Raw genomic sequence first — 19,438 nt, 5'->3', positions numbered from 1 at the left:
GCTGTTTATACAGTATTTCAGGTTTTCTCATGGCACTAACGGCCGCGTTAAAAGCGCAAATCGCCGCCTGGTATAAGGCGCTTCAGGAACAGATCCCCGACTTTATCCCCCGTGCGCCGCAGCGGCAGATGATTGCTGACGTTGCGAAAACGCTGGCAGGTGAAGAAGGGCGGCATCTGGCGATTGAAGCGCCGACCGGGGTGGGGAAAACCCTGTCGTACCTGATCCCCGGTATTGCCATTGCGCGTGAAGAACAAAAAACGCTGGTGGTCAGTACCGCCAACGTTGCTTTGCAGGATCAGATCTACAGCAAAGACCTGCCGTTGCTGCGTAAAATTATCCCCGATCTGCGTTTTACCGCCGCGTTTGGTCGTGGTCGCTATGTCTGCCCGCGTAATTTAGCGGCGCTGGCCAGTACCGAACCCAATCAGCAGGATCTGCTGGCCTTTCTCGACGATGACCTGACGCCCAACAACCAGGAAGAACAAAAGCGCTGCGCCAGGCTAAAAGGCGATCTCGATAGCTACAAGTGGGACGGGCTGCGCGATCACACGGGTATCGCCATTGATGACGGACTCTGGCAGCGTCTGAGCACCGATAAAGCGAGCTGTCTGAACCGCAACTGCCACTACTATCGTGAATGTCCTTTTTTTGTCGCCCGCCGCGAGATTCAGGAAGCCGAAGTGGTGGTAGCCAATCACGCGTTGGTGATGGCGGCTATGGAAAGCGAAGCTGTTTTGCCAGAGCCGAAAAACCTGCTGCTGGTCCTTGATGAAGGCCATCATTTGCCGGATGTTGCCCGCGATGCGCTGGAGATGAGTGCAGAAATCAGCGCCCCCTGGTATCGGCTCCAACTGGATCTGTTTTGCAAATTAGTCGCGACCTGCATGGAGCAGTTCCGCCCGAAAACCACGCCGCCACTGGCGAACGCCGAGCGGTTGAACGGTCACTGTGAAGAGCTATATGAGCTGATTGCCTCACTTAATAACATCCTCAATCTCTATATGCCCGCTACCCAGGAAGCGGAACACCGCTTTGCAATGGGAGAACTGCCTGGTGAAGTGATGGAGATCTGCCAGCGACTGGCGAAACTGACGGAAATGCTGCGCGGTCTGGCGGAATTGTTTCTCAACGATCTCAGCGAAAAAACCGGCACCCACGATATTGTGCGTCTGCATCGGGTTATTTTACAGATGAACCGGGCGCTGGGCATGTTTGAGGCGCAAAGCAAATTGTGGCGTTTGGCATCGCTCGCGCAGTCATCAGGCGCGCCGGTGAGTAAATGGGCGACGCGTGAGGTGCGTGACGGACAGATCCACGTCTGGTTTCACTGCGTGGGGATCCGCGTGAGCGATCAGCTCGAACGCCTGCTGTGGCGCAGCGTGCCGCATATTATTGTCACTTCTGCCACGCTGCGTTCTCTCAATAGCTTCTCGCGTCTTCAGGAAATGAGCGGGCTGAAAGAAAAGGCCGGAGACCGCTTTGTCGCGCTGGATTCACCGTTTAACCACGTTGAGCAGGGCAAAATCGTTATTCCGCAGATGCGCTACGAACCGTTAATTGAGCACGAAGAGCAGCATATCGCGGAAATGGCCGCTTATTTCCGCGAACAACTGGAAAGTAAAAAGCATCAGGGCATGCTGGTTCTGTTTGCCAGCGGTCGGGCGATGCAGCGTTTTCTTGAGCACGTTACCGATCTGCGCCTGCTGTTGCTGGTACAGGGCGACCAGCCGCGCTATCGTCTGGTGGAGTTACACCGAAAACGGGTAGAAAACGGCGAACGCAGCGTGCTGGTTGGGCTGCAGTCTTTTGCTGAAGGTCTGGATTTGAAAGGCGAGCTGCTGAGCCAGGTGCATATTCACAAAATTGCGTTTCCGCCTATCGACAGTCCGGTAGTGGTCACTGAGGGGGAGTGGCTGAAAAGCCTGAACCGCTACCCTTTTGAGGTGCAAAGCTTACCGGCAGCATCGTTCAATTTGATCCAGCAGGTTGGGCGACTCATTCGTAGCCATGGCTGCTGGGGTGAAGTCGTGATCTACGATAAGCGGTTGTTGACCAAAAACTATGGCAAGCGTTTACTGAATGCGTTACCCATTTTTCCGATAGAGCAACCTGCTGTGCCAGACGTTATAGTAAAACCAAAAGAAAAAACGAAACCTACGCGCCGCCGTCGGCGTTAACGATGCGAGCAACAGGAAAGGAGTTATCGATGGATTACCGCAAAATCATCAAAGAGATTGGGCGAGGTAAAAATCACGCGCGTGACCTGGACCAGGATACTGCTCGCGGACTGTATACCCATATGCTGAATGGCGATGTCCCTGACCTTGAGATGGGCGGCGTGCTGATTGCGTTGCGCATTAAAGGAGAGGGAGAAGCGGAGATGCTGGGCTTTTATGAAGCGATGCAAAACCACACCATTCGCCTGACGCCGCCAGTTGCTAAACCCATGCCCATTGTTATCCCCAGTTACAATGGCGCGCGCAAGCAGGCGAATTTGACGCCGCTATTGGCGATTTTACTGCATAAGCTGGGATTCCCGGTGGTGGTGCATGGCGTCAGCGAGGATCCTACCCGCGTGCTGACAGAAACCATTTTTGAACTGATGGGGATTGCGCCGACGCTGCATGCCGGGCAGGCACAGGCAAAACTGGATGGTCATCAGCCGGTGTTTATCCCGGTAAGCGCGCTGTGCCCTCCGCTGGAAAAACAGCTGGCGATGCGCTGGAGAATGGGGGTGCGCAACAGTGCGCACACGCTGGCTAAATTAGCCACGCCGTTTGCCGAAGACGCCGCGCTGCGTCTTTCCAGCGTGTCACACCCGGAATACGTCTCACGTGTGGCAAAATTCTTCGGCGATATCGGTGGACGTGGCCTGTTGATGCACGGTACCGAAGGCGAGGTGTACGCCAACCCGCAGCGCTGTCCGCAGATAAGCCTGATAGATTCGTCCGGCGTGCGAGTGCTACAGGACCGACAGAGCGAGATGCCTGACGAGCCGGTACCGCTGCCGGTGGCAAAAGACCCGGAAACCACCGCACGCTGGATTGAGCGTTGTCTGGCTGGCAGTGAGCCGGTTCCGGCATCGCTGAAAATCCAGATGGCCTGCTGCCTGGTGGCAACCGGTGAATCCGCGATGCTGGATGAAGGACTTGCTCGCGTCGAGCAAAGTTTCTAATCCATTTGTTGTTCCGGCGGGCCATTTACCAGGCCTGTCGGTTCTCTCTTTTCATCAACGTGAAATTTCTGCACGTTTATTGACCTCCTGAGCGCCGTGGCGCAGCATAGTTTGTTGAATAATAAGAAACACAATCAACACGCGACACAACAGGAGATAACAATGAACAGTGGACATCGCTTCCATGTGCCAACGCTGCACGCCTTTATCCAGGCCGTGTTTCACCAGATGGGAAGCAATAAACAGGAAGCGCAGTTGGTGGCCGATCATCTGATTGCCTCTAACCTCGCCGGTCATGACTCCCACGGCATCGGCATGATCCCAAGCTATATTCGCTCATTCTCGCAGGGACATCTGCAGATCAATCGTCATGCCAAAGTGGTTAAAGATGCGGGGGCGGTGATTACGCTTGATGGCGATAGTGCCTTTGGCCAAGTGGCGGCGCACGAAGCAATCACGCTGGGGATTGAAAAAGCGCGCCAGCACGGTATCGCCGCCGTGGCATTACATAATTCGCATCATATCGGACGTATTGGCTACTGGGCGGAGCAATGTGCGGCGGCAGGTTTTGTCTCAGTGCATTTTGTGAGTGTGGTCGGGATCCCGATGGTCGCACCGTTTCATGGCCGCGATAGTCGTTTTGGCACCAACCCCTTCTGCGTTGTGTTTCCACGTAAAAATGATTTCCCGTTGCTGCTGGACTATGCGACCAGCGCCATCGCTTTTGGCAAAACGCGCGTGGCGTGGCACAAAGGTGAGCCGGTTGCGCCGGGCTGTCTGATTGATGCTCAGGGGGCTCCTACTACCGATCCTGCCGTTATGCAGGAATCGCCATTGGGCTCGCTGCTCACCTTTGCCCAGCATAAAGGCTACGCGCTGGCGGCAATGTGTGAAATCATGGGCGGTGCGCTTTCTGGCGGTAAAACGACCCACGAAGCCAGTTTGCAGAACAGCGCAGACGCCATTATTAACTGCATGACCACGATCATCATTAACCCAACACTATTCGGTGCCCCGGACTGTGACAATCAGGTTTCGGCATTTGCTGAATGGGTCAAAGCGTCGCCGCATGCTGAGGATACGCCTATCCTGTTACCGGGTGAGTGGGAAGTGAATACCCGTGAAGAGCGGCTGGCGCAGGGTATCCCGCTTGATGCCGGAAGTTGGCAAGCGATATGTGAGGCGGCACAGCAAATCGGTATGCCGGATGCGGTATTGCAGGCGTTTCGCCAACGGCTTGAACGTTAGATAAAAAAAGCCCGTCCAGTGGCGGACGGGCAAACAAAGGGTAACAAACAGGGTCAATGAGGGTTGGAGCATTGGGTCGTACAGGAATTCTGTTGGTTATTTGTAGATAACCGCGGTGCCGCTCATTTTGTCGTTGCCGACAGCGGAGGTGATGCTGTAACCACTTGCACCAGCAGCAGCTGCTTTTTCAGCCAGTTTTGCTTCCAGGCCGTCCAGCGTGGTGGCGCCATCAGCAGATACCACACCCATTTTATTCATGCTTTGCGCCTGAGTGGAGGTAACCGGCTCAGCAGCGAAAACACCAAATGACAGGGTAGACAGGGCGATAGCAGCAACAGCAAATTTAATGTTTTTCATGATTTTTCTCTCGCAGGTTTATTCGGTTAGTCGATGTTCTGTTCAGCAGACGTTGTTCTGTCGATGTGAGAAGTATCACGTTTTTTTCGGTGAGAGAAAATCGAATAGAATTGACGACATCAATCAAAAAAATTGAATGACAAATAACTTATTGAATATTAATAAATTCAGAAGAGGGATTTACAGTTCTTGTCATAGCGCTTTACAGAGAAAGTGACAACGGCACATTTTGCTACACCGCGAGTGAAAAAGCGTGCTCGTAAAGGAAATCGTATGCGCTGAAACTTTTGGTAAAGATGAGTCAACGTAGCTGGCTGTCTTTCGAACCTCTGCGATTATATCCTGAAAATGCAGAGTTATGTGAATCTTTATCCTGCTGGCAGGAGATGCACAAACGCACGCCGGGTACCGCTTCACGGCGCGCCTGCGGGATAGGATTGCCACATTCTTCACATTCATGCAGACTTTCCCCCGTCGATAACTCACCGCGGGCGCGGGCAACAGCATCTTCAATCGTATTGTTGATCTGTTCGTTAACAGCGTCGTCATTTGCCCATCCGGATGCCATATGTACCTCCTGTTGATGTCTACAGAATAAGTATAGCGAATGTGATGGGCGAAAAACGACCACGCATCAGCGGTATCAGATTTCAGACCATTCGCGCAGCAGGTTATGGTAGAGATTGAGTAATGACAGGATCTCGCTACTTTCCCCATGACGTGCCTTCAGGGACTGAATGTTTTTATCCAGTTCAAAAAGCATGGCGCGATTTTTGTCATCACGGATCATTGATTGTACCCACATAAAGGATGCCACACGAACGCCATGGGTTACTGGCGTGACGCAATGTAGGCTGCTGGAAGGGTAAAGCACCAGATCGCCTGCCGGAAGTTTCACCGCATGCTGGCCGTAGGTGTCATTGACCAGCAGCTCTCCTCCCGCATAATCGTCGGGATTACTGAGGAATAAGGTGGCGGAAAGGTCTGTGCGCATCCAGCCGTTTTCCGGGTGACTACGCACCGCGCCATCAACGTGAAAACCGTAGGTTTCGTTGTTCTGGTAGCGATTAAACAGCGGTGTGGAGAGCGTTTTCGGTAATGCTGCGGCGAAGAAAAGCGGGCTGTTATTCACCGCGGTTTGTACCGCCTGTTGCAAAATTCCGTAACGCTCACTTTGCGTATCCACCTGCTGGTTGTTTTTTACCTGCGCGCCCTGAGTGCCGGTGGTTGCGCGGCCATCAACCCAGTCGGCAGCGTCCAGTTGTTCGCGAAACCAGGCGACATCCTGCGCCGACAGAACGTCGGGAATGTGGTACATCATCAGTGTTTCTCCTGAAAGTGGGGCTAACGCCCCACGAGATGGATCAGAAATGCATATTGGCGGTGAGCAGGAAGGTTCTTGGCTCGCCCGGATGGTAACGGTATCCACTCTTGTTAATGGAGGATACATAATCGGTGTCGAACAGGTTATAGACGTTCAGCTGGAAATCGAGATTGCGGTTTACGCGATAGCCTAACTTGGCATCCGCAACCCAGTAGCCTTCAGTATAAGATGGCGTACCCACGGCGCCGTCCGAGCCGCGATGCATACTGCCCACGTAACGTGCGCCCGCGCCAACGGAAATATCATCGGTAGCCTGATACTGGCTCCACAGCGTGAAGGCATGTTCCGGCGTATAGGGCAGGGAAGAAGAACCATCCTGAGCAACGTTTTTGCCGCTGTGGATCGTGGCGCGTTGCTGGGTGTATCCCCCAATAACCTGCCATGCGGGAGTGATGTTGCCAGCTACAGAGAGTTCGTAGCCTTCAACGCGTTTCTCCCCGTACTGGGAATATGTTCCGTCGTCGTTCTGCTCTACTTCATTTTCAATATCCGTACGGAAAATCGCGGCGGTTAACAGCAGGCGCTTATCCAGCACCTCCCATTTGGTGCCGATCTCGCTGGTTTTCGCTTTCTGCGGTTTAAAATCGGTCCGGTTGGCGCTGTTACCGCTTCCGCCCTGTGCAAGGGCAAAGTTACTGCCGCCCGGCGGTTGCTGAGAAACGGCATAGTTAATGTAGACATTGCCGTTATCGGTCAGGTGATACAGCGCGCCCGCTTTCCAGTTCACCAGATTGCCTGATTTGGCAGTATCCACGGTCGTAACCGGAGAACCTTTGGCGACGCCTGTCGGACATGCAACTGCACCACGGCCAGAAGCACCGCACGCGGTGGCGCTGTCATACTCGGTACGATAATTATCCAGACGAATACCACCGTTCAGTTCAATATCACGCGTAATTTGCAGAGTATCGAAGGCGTAAATACCGAAGGTATCGGTCTGGCCGTTGGCGTTGGCGCCATTACGGGATAATCCACCAATGTTCACGTTGCTGTTCGGTGAGTAAATATTGACCGGCGGCGGGGTGATCGGGACTACGCCATAGTTGGTTTGCGTTTCGCGCGTCAGCTCCACACCGGTGCTGATGTCATGACCGATGGATCCCGTGTAAAACTTTGAGGTCAGGTTGGTCTGGTTGGTGAGGATTTTGTTGCTGACATCTTTGGTATTCGCGACACGCGACCAGTTCCAGGTGTCAACGCTGCTGGTGGGTTGGGTGATGTTTGACGCACCGCCCATTACCGCCGTCATCAGATAATCCTGCTTAATACGCGACCAGCGGGTGGTGTTGCGAATCGTGGTGCTGTCGCCCAGATCATGTTCAAAACGCATCGTCGCAGTATCGGTCGTCGAATCGTCGTAATCCGAGTTTGTACCGTAGAAATTATGCGTATCCACTTTTCCTGAATGATTCAGTGCAGACGTCCCTGCGGAAGGCGCTGAATATCCCGGCAAGCCGATGGTGGGGACACCGCCATCCGGTGTGTTGTGTTGAGTAACGTGTAGATAGTTCAGATACAGTCGGTTCTCGGTACCTAAGCCAAAAGCGAGAGAGGGGGCCACGCCGTAACGTTCATTCTGCACGTTGTCGCGACCGGCATCATGTGTTTTTTCACCCATCAGGTTTAAGCGTACTGCGGTGGTGTCACCGATGACCTGATTGATATCCAGCGTTCCCCGGCGAAACCAGGCGCTACCGACGCTGGCTGAGGCATCAATACCTGAATCGGTGCGCGGCTGCTTGCTGATCATATTGATGGAGCCAGTGGGGGCACTGCGACCATAGTCGGTACCGGAAGGGCCTTTAATCACTTCAACCTGTTCCGTATTGAAGGTGTCACGCGTGACGCTACCAATATCACGAATACCGTCGATATAAATGCTGTTTGAGGTGTCAGCACCTCGCATATACACCGCATCGCCGGTGGTGGAGTTACCATTTTCACCCGCAAAAAATGCGCCAACACCCGGCACGTTTTTCAACGCATCGGTCAGATTTGTTGCGCCTTGATCCTTAATCACCTGCTCAGATATCACCGTCATGGTGCGGGTGGTATCCGCCACCGGGCGAGAGAATTTAGGGTCGGCAGACTGTGTTGGGGCGTACAACGAAGGTTTGGCCGCTTCAACGACCAACGTATCTTCTTGTTTTTTATCCTGATCGCCTGCGGCGACAGCCTGGGCTACCGGAGACAGGCCAATGCACAGACCGGCAAAAAAAGTCAGTGAATGAAAACTACTGGACGGCAAGTTGCGATTTTTATCCATGTTAATGAATGACTTATTATTTTTGAGTAGAAGGTTTCACTCAAACGAAGGGACATCTCTGTGGACGTTATACCCTGCAGGCCTCGCCTGAATGAAATGCGTAATTGATAATAATTTTGATAAGCATTATCAATAAGTGTGACGTTTTAGCATTCATTACTTCAAAAATAAATACATTTATTTACATTGAATTCAAAATTCCAACATGGCGGTTACAGTTCATGCAGGGGATTTCAGAAAGAAAGGACAGCAAACTGCATTCAGGGCGAATGCAGTTGAGCTGAGTGAGAGTTACTTATAAATAGTTGCTGTACCGTACATCTGATTTTTACCGCCAGCGGAATTAACCACAAAACCTTTCGCGCCTTGCTCTTTGGCTTTTTCTGCCAGCTTACCTTCGAGGTCATCCAGGCTTGATGCTCCGCTCACGGAAATCGTACCGGAGGCTTGTAGTGGACCGTTGGCAGGACTGGCATTGGGCTGGGCAGCAAAAGTCGCAAATGTCATGCCGGTAAGTATGGTAGCGGCAAGGAATGTGAGGCATTTCTTCATGATGATATCCTCTGAGAAACAACAGATCGTGCCTGATAAGTTTAGGTCGTCATTGCAGGGCATTTGCCGCAAAAAATCGACCAACAACAGGCTATTTTTTGAACGATGCAATTCGTATAAAAAATGAAATTTCCCTGCTGTGTATGTTTACCCCGTGGCGTTATGCGGGTATCTTACGCCGCTGTTAAAAGGAGAATGCTATGCCCCCCCAGAAACCGGGATTACATCCACGCAACCGCCACAATGGCCGTTATGATCTTGCGACGTTATGCCAGGTTACCCCCGAGCTGACGCAATTTCTCACCCTCACGCCCGGCGGCGAGCAGAGTGTTGATTTCGCCAATCCGCAGGCAGTTAAGGCGCTCAATAAAGCACTGCTGGCGCATTATTATGCGGTGGCAAACTGGGATATCCCGGAAGGTTTTCTTTGCCCACCGGTTCCGGGTCGTGCGGACTACATTCACCATCTGGCCGACCTGTTGGGTGAAACCACCGGAACCATCCCTGCAAATGCGAGCATCCTGGATATAGGCGTAGGGGCAAACTGTATTTATCCGCTGATCGGCGTGCATGAATACGGCTGGCGATTCACGGGCAGTGAGAGCAGTAGCGAAGCGTTTACCAGTGCTCAGGCGATCATAAACGGCAATCCGGGGTTAACCCGTGCTATTCGTCTGCGTCGCCAGAAAGATGCGACGGCAATCTTCAACGGTATCATTCACAAGAATGAGCAGTATGAAGCCACATTGTGTAACCCGCCATTCCATGATTCTGCGGCCTCAGCCCGCGCAGGAAGCGAGCGCAAACGCCGCAATCTGGGCCAGGACAAAGATGATGCGCTGAACTTTGGCGGACAGCAGCAGGAGCTGTGGTGTGAAGGGGGGGAAGTGGCGTTCATCAAAAAAATGATCGCCGAAAGCCAGGCCTTTGGTCGCCAGGTAATGTGGTTCACCACGCTGGTTTCGCGCGGCGAGAATTTGCCTCCGCTATATCACGCGTTAACCGATGCGGGCGCGGTGAAAGTGGTTAAAAAAGAGATGGCCCAGGGGCAAAAGCAGAGTCGCTTTATTGCCTGGACCTTTATGGATAACGATCAGCGTCGTCGTTTTATGGCGCGTCAACGCTAAAGCGTGGGCTCGGCTGGCGGCAGCGGTTCGCTTGCCGCAGGGGTTGGGCCATGCACCGGTGCAGGCAAGACCTGATACGTCTGTACCGGCGCGCGTACGTTGGCCAGATCGAAGTATTTTTTCACCTGGCTGTCGAGCGCAAAACGTACCGTCCACTGCTTCAGCGGCAAGGTGGTAAACGAAACCCGCAGCGTGAAGGCCGTATTGGTTAACCCCACAATCCCGGCAAACGACGGCTCGCCAATGATAAGCCCGCGGATATCTTCTTTTTCCATCACCGCAGCAACCGCGTCTTTCAATGCCTGATTCGCTTTATCCGCATCCTCATGGCGGTCTACATCGTAATTGGCGACGACCGATCCAATGCCACGCACAAAATTGGCGAAGGTCGTTATCGATGACCACGGGATGATATGGTACGCCCCGGTGTCCTGACGCACGCCCACTGAGCGGATGGACATCCGTTCTACCGTACCGGTGAGTGGACCGATGGTCACCAGATCGCCGGTGTTCATGCCATTCTCGAACTGAATAAAGATCCCGGTAATAATATCTTTTACCAACGTTTGTGAGCCGAAAGAGATAGCCAGCCCCAACGCTCCGGCACCAGCCAGTAAAGGGGCGATATTGACGCCAATTTCGGACAGTACAATCATGATAGTGATCGTGCTGATGATCACCGCCAGTGCGTTGCGAAACAGCGTCAGCAGGGTGCGAGTACGCGCGCTGGGTAACGGGCGACCATGAATATCGGAAGCCAGACGATTTTCAATCAGGCTGGCGAGGATCGTCCAGCCGATGGCGGAGAAGAATAAAATCAGCGCGATACGGATCAGGATATCCACCGTTTTTTCGCCTGCGCCGTAATGCAGCCAGTTCCAGAAGTCGAACAGTCCCCAGGCGTTGAGTAGCAGCATGACCGCGACGCACACTGTCAGGATCCTGGCCACGCTTAACGCCGTTGACAGCCAGCCATTTAGCCGCTTTTGTAATTCCGGATAGCTGCGCTGCGTGTGCGGCGACAGGGTAATGGTTTTGGCAATCCAGCGGGATAACATGCCGGATACAAAGGCGGCTATCCCGATGATCACCAGGCTGCGCAGCGTGGCGCCCATCATGAATTTCAGGCTGTTGCCTGGATCAAACAGCGAGAAGAAAAACAGCACAATGAAGTAGGCGCTGGCCAGCCAATGCCATATCAGCGCAAAAGCACGGATAAACAGGCTAAAGAAAGCTAAAGAGCGTGCGGCAAGATTCTGTAAGTGCTGGGTAATCTCATTCTTGTTTCTGAAAATCAGGTACAGCGCCCACAGCGTGATGCACAGCATGATGATGACGTTTGCCATCGCGCCGACCTGCACATTAACCTGATTCGAAATAATGGGTACGGCAACGATAAGCCCGTAGCCAATCAGGCTGCTCAATGAACTCAAACGGCGATTCCAGTAGCGTGCGCCTGCATCCTGAATGTTAAACGGGCGCAGCTCGGCCACCGCCGGGCAAAATATCAGGCGCAAAATGGCCTTGAAGAATTCAATCAGGGCGAAGGCATTGAGAAACAGGCTTTGCTGAAAGGCGATGGTGCGACTGCCGGCGTTCATTTTGTCGCTCAGTATCTGCCCGACAAACAAGGTGAGCGCCAGTAGAAGCAAATCGATAACGAATGCGCCAACGATCATCGCCGGAAGCTGGAGCCAGTTGCTGCGCTCACGGTTTTTGCGTCGTGCCCATTGTCCCATTTTGCGATACAGCGGCAGCGCGCACAGGCGAACCAGCCAGAAAAAACCGAACACTGACACCGCCAGCATTAAAAAATGCGTCAGGGCATTGGTGAATGTTTGCGGGTTAAAGATCTTATGCGGGGCATCGGTAATATTGCGATAAAGCTGGGCAAAGCGGCTGGAGAGGGCTTCACCGTAGTGGCGGGTGACATCCGTGACGTTTTCCAGTACCGTTTTTTCTTCCGTTAACGTGGGCGGGACAATGGTCGGCACCGGCTCGGCAGGAGGGGCAGTGGCCACTTTGCGTAACTGGCCGATCAGCTCCTGACGCGAGGCGTCATTTTCCAGCACATCGGCCAGGGCGCCGTAAGCCGCCTTTTTCTGTTCAATATCCGGCTCTTTCGCCGGTGTGGTTTGCGCGTTGGTTGACGTTGGCGTGGTGACGCCAGGAATCGTCACCGCCTGGGTCGGAAGACTCAACAGACAAACAATGATGAACAGGATCCCGCGCATCACTCCTCCCATGAGAAAATAAATTCAAAAGGATAAGTATAGATGTCAGGGCGGGAGAGAATTGAAATGAGAGGATTCTGGTGAAAAACCTCCCTTCGGGCGAAGGGAGGCAGGGCTATCAGGAAACGTGCTGCAAGAATTCCTGTAAGCGTTGGCTGGGCGGATTTTCAATCAGGGCCTGCGGATTACCGTCCTCGGCAATACGTCCCTTATCAATGAAAATCAGGCGTGAAGCCACTTTTTCGGCAAAACCGATTTCGTGGGTCACAATCACCATGGTCATTCCTTCTTCCGCCAGATCCTGCATAACTTTCAGAACTTCGTGGCGCAGTTCCGGATCCAGCGCTGAGGTTGGCTCATCAAACAGCATCATTTTCGGCTTCACCGCCAGCGCACGGGCGATAGCCACACGCTGTTGTTGACCGCCGGACAGCTCAGAAGGGTAGTGATGGGCGCGCTCGGCCAGACCCACTTTCGCCAGCAGTTCTTTCGCCAGTTTCTCGGCCTGTTCTTTATTTGCCCCGCGTACGCGCTGCGGCCCAAACATGACGTTTTCCAGCGCCGTCAGATGCGGGAACAGGTAGAACTGCTGAAACACCATCCCGGCTTCCTGGCGGATTAACCGCTCGTCTACCTTCGGATCGTTCACTTTCAGGCCGTCAACAATCAGGTCACCGGAGGTAATTTCTTCCAGCTTGTTAATGCAGCGCAGCAGGGTAGATTTACCGGAGCCAGATGGCCCGATAATCACCACGACTTCACCTTGTTTAATATTCAGATCGATGTTGTGTAGCACCTGGGTTGGACCAAAGTGCTTAGAAACGTTTTTAAATTCAATCACAGGATTTTCATCCTTCTTTCCAGACGACGCAGAATGAAGCTCAGCACCAGCGTAATGATCAGATAGAACACTGCAACGGCGCTCCAGATTTCCAGGGCGCGGAAGTTACCAGCAATGATTTCCTGACCCTGACGCGTCAGTTCAGCGACGCCAATGACGATAAACAGCGAGGTATCTTTGATGCTGATGATCCACTGGTTGCCCAGCGGTGGCAGCATACGACGCAGCGCGAGAGGTAAAATTACGTGGCGGATGGTCTCCGTGCGTGAAAGTCCAAGCGCCAGGCCAGCCTCGCTGAATCCTTTGTGGATTGAGAGTACCGCGCCACGCGTGATTTCCGCGATATAGGCACCGGAGTTAATCATGATGGTGACAACAGCGGCGCTGAAGGGGTCAATACGCAAATCGTTAAACGCCATTGGCAGGGCGAAGTAGATAAACATCACCTGTACAACGATTGGCGTACCGCGGATGACTTCGATAAACACCAGCGCTACGTGGTTGGCTATCCAACCGCCGAAAGTACGCGCAAAACCTGCTGCAAGCCCGATAATCAGACCGCCAGCCAGACCGAGGATTGAAATCCACAGGGTCATTTTGGCGCCTTCTATCAAAAGCGGGATGGCGGGCCAGATGGCACTCCAGTCAAACTGCATATGTCGTTCCTGTTACCGTGGTGAAAAGAGTCAATTGCCCGTTTTACCGGATGTACTTATCCGGCCTACAGGTCTCAAAAATGCTGGCGTAGACCCGGCAAGCATCACGCTACCGGGCCTGTGCTGTAGATTATTATTTAGGTTCAGTACCGAACCATTTTTTGTAGATTTCGTTGTAAGTACCGTTCTCTTTCAGCGTTTTCAGCGCGCCGTTCACTTTCTCACGCAGTTCATCGCTGCCTTTCGGGAAGGCGATACCGTACTGCTGGGCTTCCAGGGAATCACCTACAGCTTTGAACTGACCGTTGCCCGCAGTCTTGATGAAATACAGAATGTTTGGTGTATCGTGCAGTACGGCGTCTGCGCGGTTGGTACCCAGTTCCATATACGCGTTATCGATGTTCGGGAACTGACGCAGGTCTTTAGTTTTGATGTTCGCTTTTGCGTAATCAACGGAACCGGTGCCGCCCTTCACTGCGACGACTTTACCGTCCAGATCTTTTACGCTTTTCACATCGTTATTGTTCGCTTTGACCATCACTAACAGGCCGCTTTTGTAGTAGCCGTCAGAGAAGTCGATGGCTTTTTTACGCTCTTCGGTAATAGTGATACCTGCCAGCGCCAAATCGACGTTTTTGGTTTGCAGAGCCGGGATGATGCCGCTGAAATCCATTGGTTTCAGTTCATAATCCAGCTTTAGTTCTTTGGCGACGGCAGCCCACAGATCCACATCAAAACCAACGTATTTGTCACCCTGTTTGAATTCAAAGGGAACAAAGGCGGTGTCGGTTGCGACAACCAGTTTCTTATCTGCGGCATGGGAGGACACCGCAAAAGCCAGGGTAAGTGCAGCCAGTGAAACTTTTAATACAGACTTCATAGGATTTCCTTTTATATCCACGGGGCGATCCCCTGCGAGAACATATGGCTTAATGAAAGAATCGTGCCAATTTTGCAACTCATTGTTTTAACAAGAGGGCGTCTCATTTTGTTGCACAATAAGTAGGGCAAAGCGGGCTGTTTGCACCGTTTCAGGGCACTCATTTGGTGCATGACGGGCGCGGTGCAAACGGTATGACTATTTAGCGTAAAAATTGTTGATAAAACAATCTTTCGTTAACGATTGTGTGAGGTGATTATTACAAATAATTTACTTTGGAGTGACGAATGATCAATGTTGTGCACCATAGAAGTGCAAAACCCCCGCAAATGCGAGGGTAATATAGGTATTTCTTATATGTCTGTTATTCGATGTTCGCTTCGATAAACCACAAGAATTTGTCGAGGTCACGGGAGGCCGCAGTGAAGATATCTGCTGTATCCTCATCTTTTGCTTCACTTATCGCTTTACGTACGCTGTTAGCAACCACGGCATAACGTTCGGCCAGCTCTTTTAAGTGGTCCTGTACGTTATGGATATCCAGCGGGTAGCTTTTCAGTGGCGTTTTGCTGTTAATAACCTGCGTTGTCCCCAGCGCCACACCGCCTAACTGTACGGCACGCTCAGCCATGGTATCGAGGTGATCGGTCAGTGCTGTCCGGAAACCATCCAGCATTTCATGTACGGCAATGAAGTTTGCGCCGCGCATATTCCAGTGTGCCTGTTTGGTGATCAATGACAGGTCGATGAATTGGATCACCTGCTGATTCAGCAGTTCAACGGTCGCTTTTTTATCGCTGTCGGTTACATCGTTACGGGTATAAAGGAGGGCTGATGCTTTTGTTTTTACCAGTTTTGCAGTACTCATAATCTCATATCCTCTTGATGTTTACGTCCCAAATCTTCAACGAGGATAAGTATAGCGCTAATTTCAGTTTTATTTTTCTGGTGTTGCCTATTGCTTTAATAGCGAGGCGAATGAAAATATAAAATATCGATATAAATCAATGTAATAAATTATTTTAGCACAGCGTATTGTTATTATTGTGTTAATGCTATGCCTCAGCATAAATAGCGTGCTTCAACAGGGAGGTAGAGGGCGATAATAATAGTGGGGATAGATAACAAGATATTCTGCATGATTATGCAAACCATGCAGAATATTGGCAGGTTAATTCACGTCAATTTGCTTAATTTGCGGGTCCTTACGGATGGTGAGCGTAGAGCCCATGGACGCAGCAATAATCGCTCCCAGAGCCAGCGTCTGGATAAACGTCAGCGTTTCCCCGAGGAAAATCATTCCAGACACTGCAGCCAGTGCAGGCTCCATGCTCATCAGTGTCCCAAAGGTACGTGTAGGCAGTCGCGTTAATGCGATCATTTCCAGCGAATAGGGGAGCGCAGTAGAGAGGACTGCTACCGCTAAGCCCAACGGGAGAATAGACCAGTGCCACAGCGCATCGCCTGCCTGAATGACGCCAATCGGCACGAAAACCAGCGCTGCGATTAATGAGCCAACTGCGACCGTTGCCGGGCCATGCTCTTCGCCTGCGCGTTGCCCGGTAAGAATATAGATAGCCCAACAGGCGCCAGCACCTAATGCCAGCGCGGCACCGGTTAAATCAACGTGAGAAACATCCTGACCTAACGGTAGCAGGAACCACAGTCCGAGCACGGCCAGCGCAACCCAGATAAAATCCACCGGGCGGCGGGAGGAAAACAACGCTACCGCGAGCGGCCCGGTAAATTCCAGCGCTACGGCAATACCCAGCGGTACAGTCTGAATTGACAGGTAAAAGAGATAGTTCATCCCACCCAGAGACAAACCATAAAACAGCAGGGGAAGACGTTGCTCTTTGGCAAAACGTAAACGCCAGGGTTTAAAGAAGGCGATAAGGATGAGCGTTCCCAGTGCGAGGCGCAGGGCGGTAACGCCTGGCGCACCGACGAGAGGGAACAGCGATTTCGCCAGCGATGCACCGCTTTGAATCGAGGACATAGCTATCAGCAAAACCAAAATAGGCAACCAGACTGGCGCTTTACGTGACGACCCCGGCATCCTTTCTCCTGTCAAATGATGGTTACACACCTTGCCCCGCGGGACGCCGCAGATTTGCTGCGATGCGCGTGAGTATGTGTATAGAAAAGTAAAACAGCGAGTGTAATGGAAATACGCTCGGCTGGTTGAGTATTCGTTGAAAAAAAAATTACTGAGATCCGTACAATGGCATGAAAACGATGGATTAATAATCTGCGCGATTAGGAATTATCTGGATGAATGTGCCGTGTTGTGCGCGCAATAATGGCATAAATCATTAGAAAAGTGATGTTAATTGAAAGAGATAGCGGGTTTATGAAACGTTCTGTTACATGAAAAGCTTCGTTAGACATCGCGAATCGCAAAGAGTTTCCCATCGGTTTTTGGTATATTTAAAACTTAAGATTTACTTGAAGCACATTTGAGGTGGTTATGAAAAAAATTGCATGTCTTTCAGCACTGGCCGCTGTTCTGGCTTTCTCCGCAGGTACCGCTGTAGCTGCTACTTCTACCGTTACTGGTGGTTACGCTCAGAGCGATGCTCAGGGCGCAGCGAACAAAATGAACGGTTTCAACCTGAAGTATCGTTACGAGCAGGACAACAGCCCGCTGGGCGTGATCGGTTCCTTCACTTACACTGAAAAAGATCGTACCGACTCGTTTGGCGATTACAACAAAACCCAATACTACGGCATCACTGCAGGTCCGGCTTACCGTCTGAATGACTGGGCAAGCGTCTACGGTGTTGTAGGTGTTGGCTACGGTAAATTCCAGGATGCAGCAACGCCTGCTGACAAACACGACACCAGCGACTACGGTTTCTCTTACGGTGCCGGTGTGCAGTTCAACCCGATCGAAAACGTTGCTCTGGACTTCTCTTACGAGCAGAGCCGTATTCGTAGCGTTGACGTAGGTACCTGGATCGCGGGTGTTGGTTACCGCTTCTAATCACTTCGGTGATATAAAAAATCCGCCTCCAGGGGCGGATTTTTTTTGCCTGCAATTATGAGCTGTTAACGAGATTTGGTCTCGAAGATATCAGTGCCCAAATGGTTGTAGTCCACCTTCTGCAATTTAAAGTTGGTGATATACACTGGCCCGGCTTTTTTCTCAGAGATAAAGCGGTAGCTGTTGATAATTTCCTTCGCGCTGATCCCCGTCCACTGTGAGAAAAAACTCAGGAAATCATTGGCGGATCGACGGGCCTTAATCACCCGATGCGCTTTATCATCGCTGGACAGTACCATAAAGGGCACCTGGAAGTTCTGTTGGAACTGGTCGTCATGCGCCAGGTACTGCACCTCTTTTCCGCGCTCTTTAAAGGCGAGGCCATGATCGGAGAAATAGACCATCGAGAAGCTACTGCCGCTGTTACGCAACTGCTCGTAAAGCTGGCGCAGCAGGTCATCCGTCTGCGTCATGGTGTACAGGTAACAGGAGGTCTCCTTGGACTGGACGAAAGTCTCATATTTTCCTTGTGTACGGTCGCAGGCCTGCGGGTGAGAACCCATTAAATGCAGCACAATCAGTTGCGGCTGGGTGCGTTCGGTGGCCAGCACCTGGGCGGTCATTTTCAACAGCGCTTCGTCACGGGTGTTTTTGTCCGCTTCGAAATCACCGTTTTTCAGGAACTGAACTTCATCTGCTCGCTTCGCAATGCTGGCGATTGCCGTATCGTATTCACCGATCTGTCCCTGATTGGAAAACCACCACGTCTGGAACCCAGCGCGGTTGGCCAGCGTGACAAAGTTATCCTGGAACTGAGGCTTATTATCGACGACCCGGTTTAGCGTTAAGCCGAGCGATTTTTGCGTAGAACCGCTGGCGGCAATGTAATCAGCAAAAATGTAGCCATTAACGGTGCTGGAAAACGGCGTGTTATCCCAGTGACCGCCAAACGCGCCTAACGCATCACGACGGGCGCTTTCACCGATCACCACAACATAGGTGTGATACTTCGGCTTCACGGCGGTGACTGTCCAGCTGTCTTTGACGCTCGACAGCTTCGCCATACGCTCTTGCTCATCAAGCACTTCGTTGTTATTGACGATAACGTCCTTGGCAAAGCGGAAAACCGGGTAACCGGTATCTTTTAACTTGAAAACGCCGCCCCATGCCAGGTTTTGTACCGGAGTAACAAAGAATGCAACGATGCTGAACAGCAAGCACAGGCTGTCGTACTTGTTCCAGCGACGTTTCTGCTCGTCTTTTTTACGCCGTACGGCGATAACGCCGAGCGCAAAAATAAACACGCCAACCAGGTAGTTGTACCAGGGGAAGATGGTCAGGATTTCGGTCGACTCTTCCATGTTGGTCGAGTGCAGCGCTAACAACGTATTAAAGTTTGGCGAGCCGTAAGCCTGGCCAAACGGAAAATACATTGCCGCAATCAACGAACAGACGCCAATCAGTGCTTTTTGCGCGCGCGGCGCAGTACGCCACAACAGCATCAATACACAGGTAAAGGCAACGCTATAAAGAAGGCTTAGTGGGTAGCCCAGCGCGAGGTTGATCAGCAAAGACTGTAAAAAGTAAAAGCCAGTCCACGGACTAATCGCCCGGCTGCGAGCAATGATTGAATCTTTGAGGGTTAAATTCATATGCCACTGTTGCAAAAACGCCATGTGCTACCCCTGGCGCAAAGGGTCATGCCTGCCTGAGAGAGCGAGAAGAGGGA

17 protein-coding genes are annotated in these 19,438 nt (G+C 52.0%); 5 read left to right on the top strand and 12 right to left on the bottom strand.

The features are described from left to right. Positions 1-29: 29 nt before the first annotated feature. The 3 genes from dinG (at position 30) to HV041_RS13145 (ending at position 4,426) form a co-directional block, all read left to right on the top strand. Entirely contained in the window at positions 30-2,180 is a 2,151-nt protein-coding gene (gene dinG, locus HV041_RS13155) for an ATP-dependent DNA helicase DinG (protein WP_005123708.1), read from the top strand. A 29-nt stretch (positions 2,181-2,209) separates the two neighbouring features. Beyond that, positions 2,210-3,178 carry a DNA-binding protein YbiB gene (gene ybiB / locus HV041_RS13150; protein ID WP_005123707.1) on the top strand — a complete coding sequence of 323 codons (969 nt, stop codon included), beginning with the start codon at positions 2,210-2,212 and terminating at the stop codon, positions 3,176-3,178. 162 nt (positions 3,179-3,340) lie between these two features. Beyond that, entirely contained in the window at positions 3,341-4,426 is a 1,086-nt protein-coding gene (locus HV041_RS13145; RefSeq protein WP_121584397.1) for a malate/lactate/ureidoglycolate dehydrogenase, read from the top strand. Positions 4,427-4,522: 96 nt separating this feature from the next. Here HV041_RS13145 and ybiJ read toward each other — a convergent pair whose 3' ends face one another. From ybiJ to mcbA, 5 genes are all read right to left on the bottom strand, one after another. Continuing rightward, positions 4,523-4,783, bottom strand: a complete 261-nt coding sequence (gene ybiJ, locus HV041_RS13140) for a DUF1471 family protein YbiJ (RefSeq protein WP_048212199.1) — start codon at positions 4,781-4,783, stop codon at positions 4,523-4,525. A gap of 301 nt (positions 4,784-5,084) precedes the next feature. After that, the gene (locus HV041_RS13135) at positions 5,085-5,351 is read right to left on the bottom strand and encodes a DksA/TraR family C4-type zinc finger protein (RefSeq protein WP_121584398.1); all 267 of its coding nucleotides are present in this window, start codon (positions 5,349-5,351) and stop codon (positions 5,085-5,087) included. Positions 5,352-5,426: 75 nt separating this feature from the next. Continuing rightward, complete coding sequence (gene ybiX / locus HV041_RS13130; RefSeq protein WP_121584399.1) at positions 5,427-6,104, bottom strand: PKHD-type hydroxylase YbiX; 678 nt, start codon at positions 6,102-6,104, stop codon at positions 5,427-5,429. A 43-nt stretch (positions 6,105-6,147) separates the two neighbouring features. Further along, positions 6,148-8,433 carry a catecholate siderophore receptor Fiu gene (locus HV041_RS13125; protein ID WP_121584400.1) on the bottom strand — a complete coding sequence of 762 codons (2,286 nt, stop codon included), beginning with the start codon at positions 8,431-8,433 and terminating at the stop codon, positions 6,148-6,150. Positions 8,434-8,724: 291 nt separating this feature from the next. Continuing rightward, positions 8,725-8,985 (bottom strand): DUF1471 family periplasmic protein McbA, encoded by a 261-nt coding sequence (gene mcbA / locus HV041_RS13120; RefSeq protein WP_048212195.1) that lies wholly within the window; start codon positions 8,983-8,985, stop codon positions 8,725-8,727. 200 nt (positions 8,986-9,185) lie between these two features. Between mcbA and rlmF the strand changes: the two genes are divergently transcribed. Next, positions 9,186-10,112 (top strand): 23S rRNA (adenine(1618)-N(6))-methyltransferase RlmF, encoded by a 927-nt coding sequence (gene rlmF, locus HV041_RS13115; protein WP_165712256.1) that lies wholly within the window; start codon positions 9,186-9,188, stop codon positions 10,110-10,112. Here the strand turns inward: rlmF and ybiO are convergent. The 6 genes from ybiO to rhtA form a co-directional block, all read right to left on the bottom strand. Further along, positions 10,109-12,346, bottom strand: a complete 2,238-nt coding sequence (gene ybiO / locus HV041_RS13110) for a mechanosensitive channel protein (protein ID WP_121584401.1) — start codon at positions 12,344-12,346, stop codon at positions 10,109-10,111. The two genes, rlmF and ybiO, sit on opposite strands and share 4 nt — an antisense overlap. A gap of 118 nt (positions 12,347-12,464) precedes the next feature. Then, positions 12,465-13,187 carry a glutamine ABC transporter ATP-binding protein GlnQ gene (gene glnQ, locus HV041_RS13105; protein ID WP_042309588.1) on the bottom strand — a complete coding sequence of 241 codons (723 nt, stop codon included), beginning with the start codon at positions 13,185-13,187 and terminating at the stop codon, positions 12,465-12,467. Next, positions 13,184-13,843, bottom strand: coding sequence for a glutamine ABC transporter permease GlnP (gene glnP, locus HV041_RS13100; protein WP_005123684.1), 660 nt, complete (start codon positions 13,841-13,843; stop codon positions 13,184-13,186). Before glnP ends, glnQ begins: the two co-directional genes overlap by 4 nt. A gap of 133 nt (positions 13,844-13,976) precedes the next feature. After that, positions 13,977-14,723: a glutamine ABC transporter substrate-binding protein GlnH gene (glnH, locus tag HV041_RS13095; protein ID WP_048212192.1), complete on the bottom strand. Its 747-nt coding sequence runs from the start codon at positions 14,721-14,723 to the stop codon at positions 13,977-13,979. A 364-nt stretch (positions 14,724-15,087) separates the two neighbouring features. Beyond that, positions 15,088-15,591, bottom strand: a complete 504-nt coding sequence (gene dps / locus HV041_RS13090; protein ID WP_005123679.1) for a DNA starvation/stationary phase protection protein Dps — start codon at positions 15,589-15,591, stop codon at positions 15,088-15,090. Positions 15,592-15,894: 303 nt separating this feature from the next. Continuing rightward, positions 15,895-16,782, bottom strand: a complete 888-nt coding sequence (gene rhtA / locus HV041_RS13085; protein ID WP_048212191.1) for a threonine/homoserine exporter RhtA — start codon at positions 16,780-16,782, stop codon at positions 15,895-15,897. 411 nt (positions 16,783-17,193) lie between these two features. Between rhtA and ompX the strand changes: the two genes are divergently transcribed. Continuing rightward, positions 17,194-17,709 (top strand): outer membrane protein OmpX, encoded by a 516-nt coding sequence (gene ompX / locus HV041_RS13080; protein WP_048212190.1) that lies wholly within the window; start codon positions 17,194-17,196, stop codon positions 17,707-17,709. Positions 17,710-17,774: 65 nt separating this feature from the next. Here ompX and HV041_RS13075 read toward each other — a convergent pair whose 3' ends face one another. Further along, the gene (locus HV041_RS13075) at positions 17,775-19,361 is read right to left on the bottom strand and encodes a phosphoethanolamine transferase (RefSeq protein WP_061067588.1); all 1,587 of its coding nucleotides are present in this window, start codon (positions 19,359-19,361) and stop codon (positions 17,775-17,777) included. Positions 19,362-19,438 lie beyond the last annotated feature (77 nt).

Origin of the sequence: Citrobacter sp. RHBSTW-00029 (genome assembly GCF_014104295.1) — a bacterium.
Taxonomy (GTDB): Bacteria; Pseudomonadota; Gammaproteobacteria; order Enterobacterales; family Enterobacteriaceae; genus Citrobacter; species Citrobacter youngae.
This window is presented reverse-complemented; position numbering and strand designations above follow the sequence as displayed.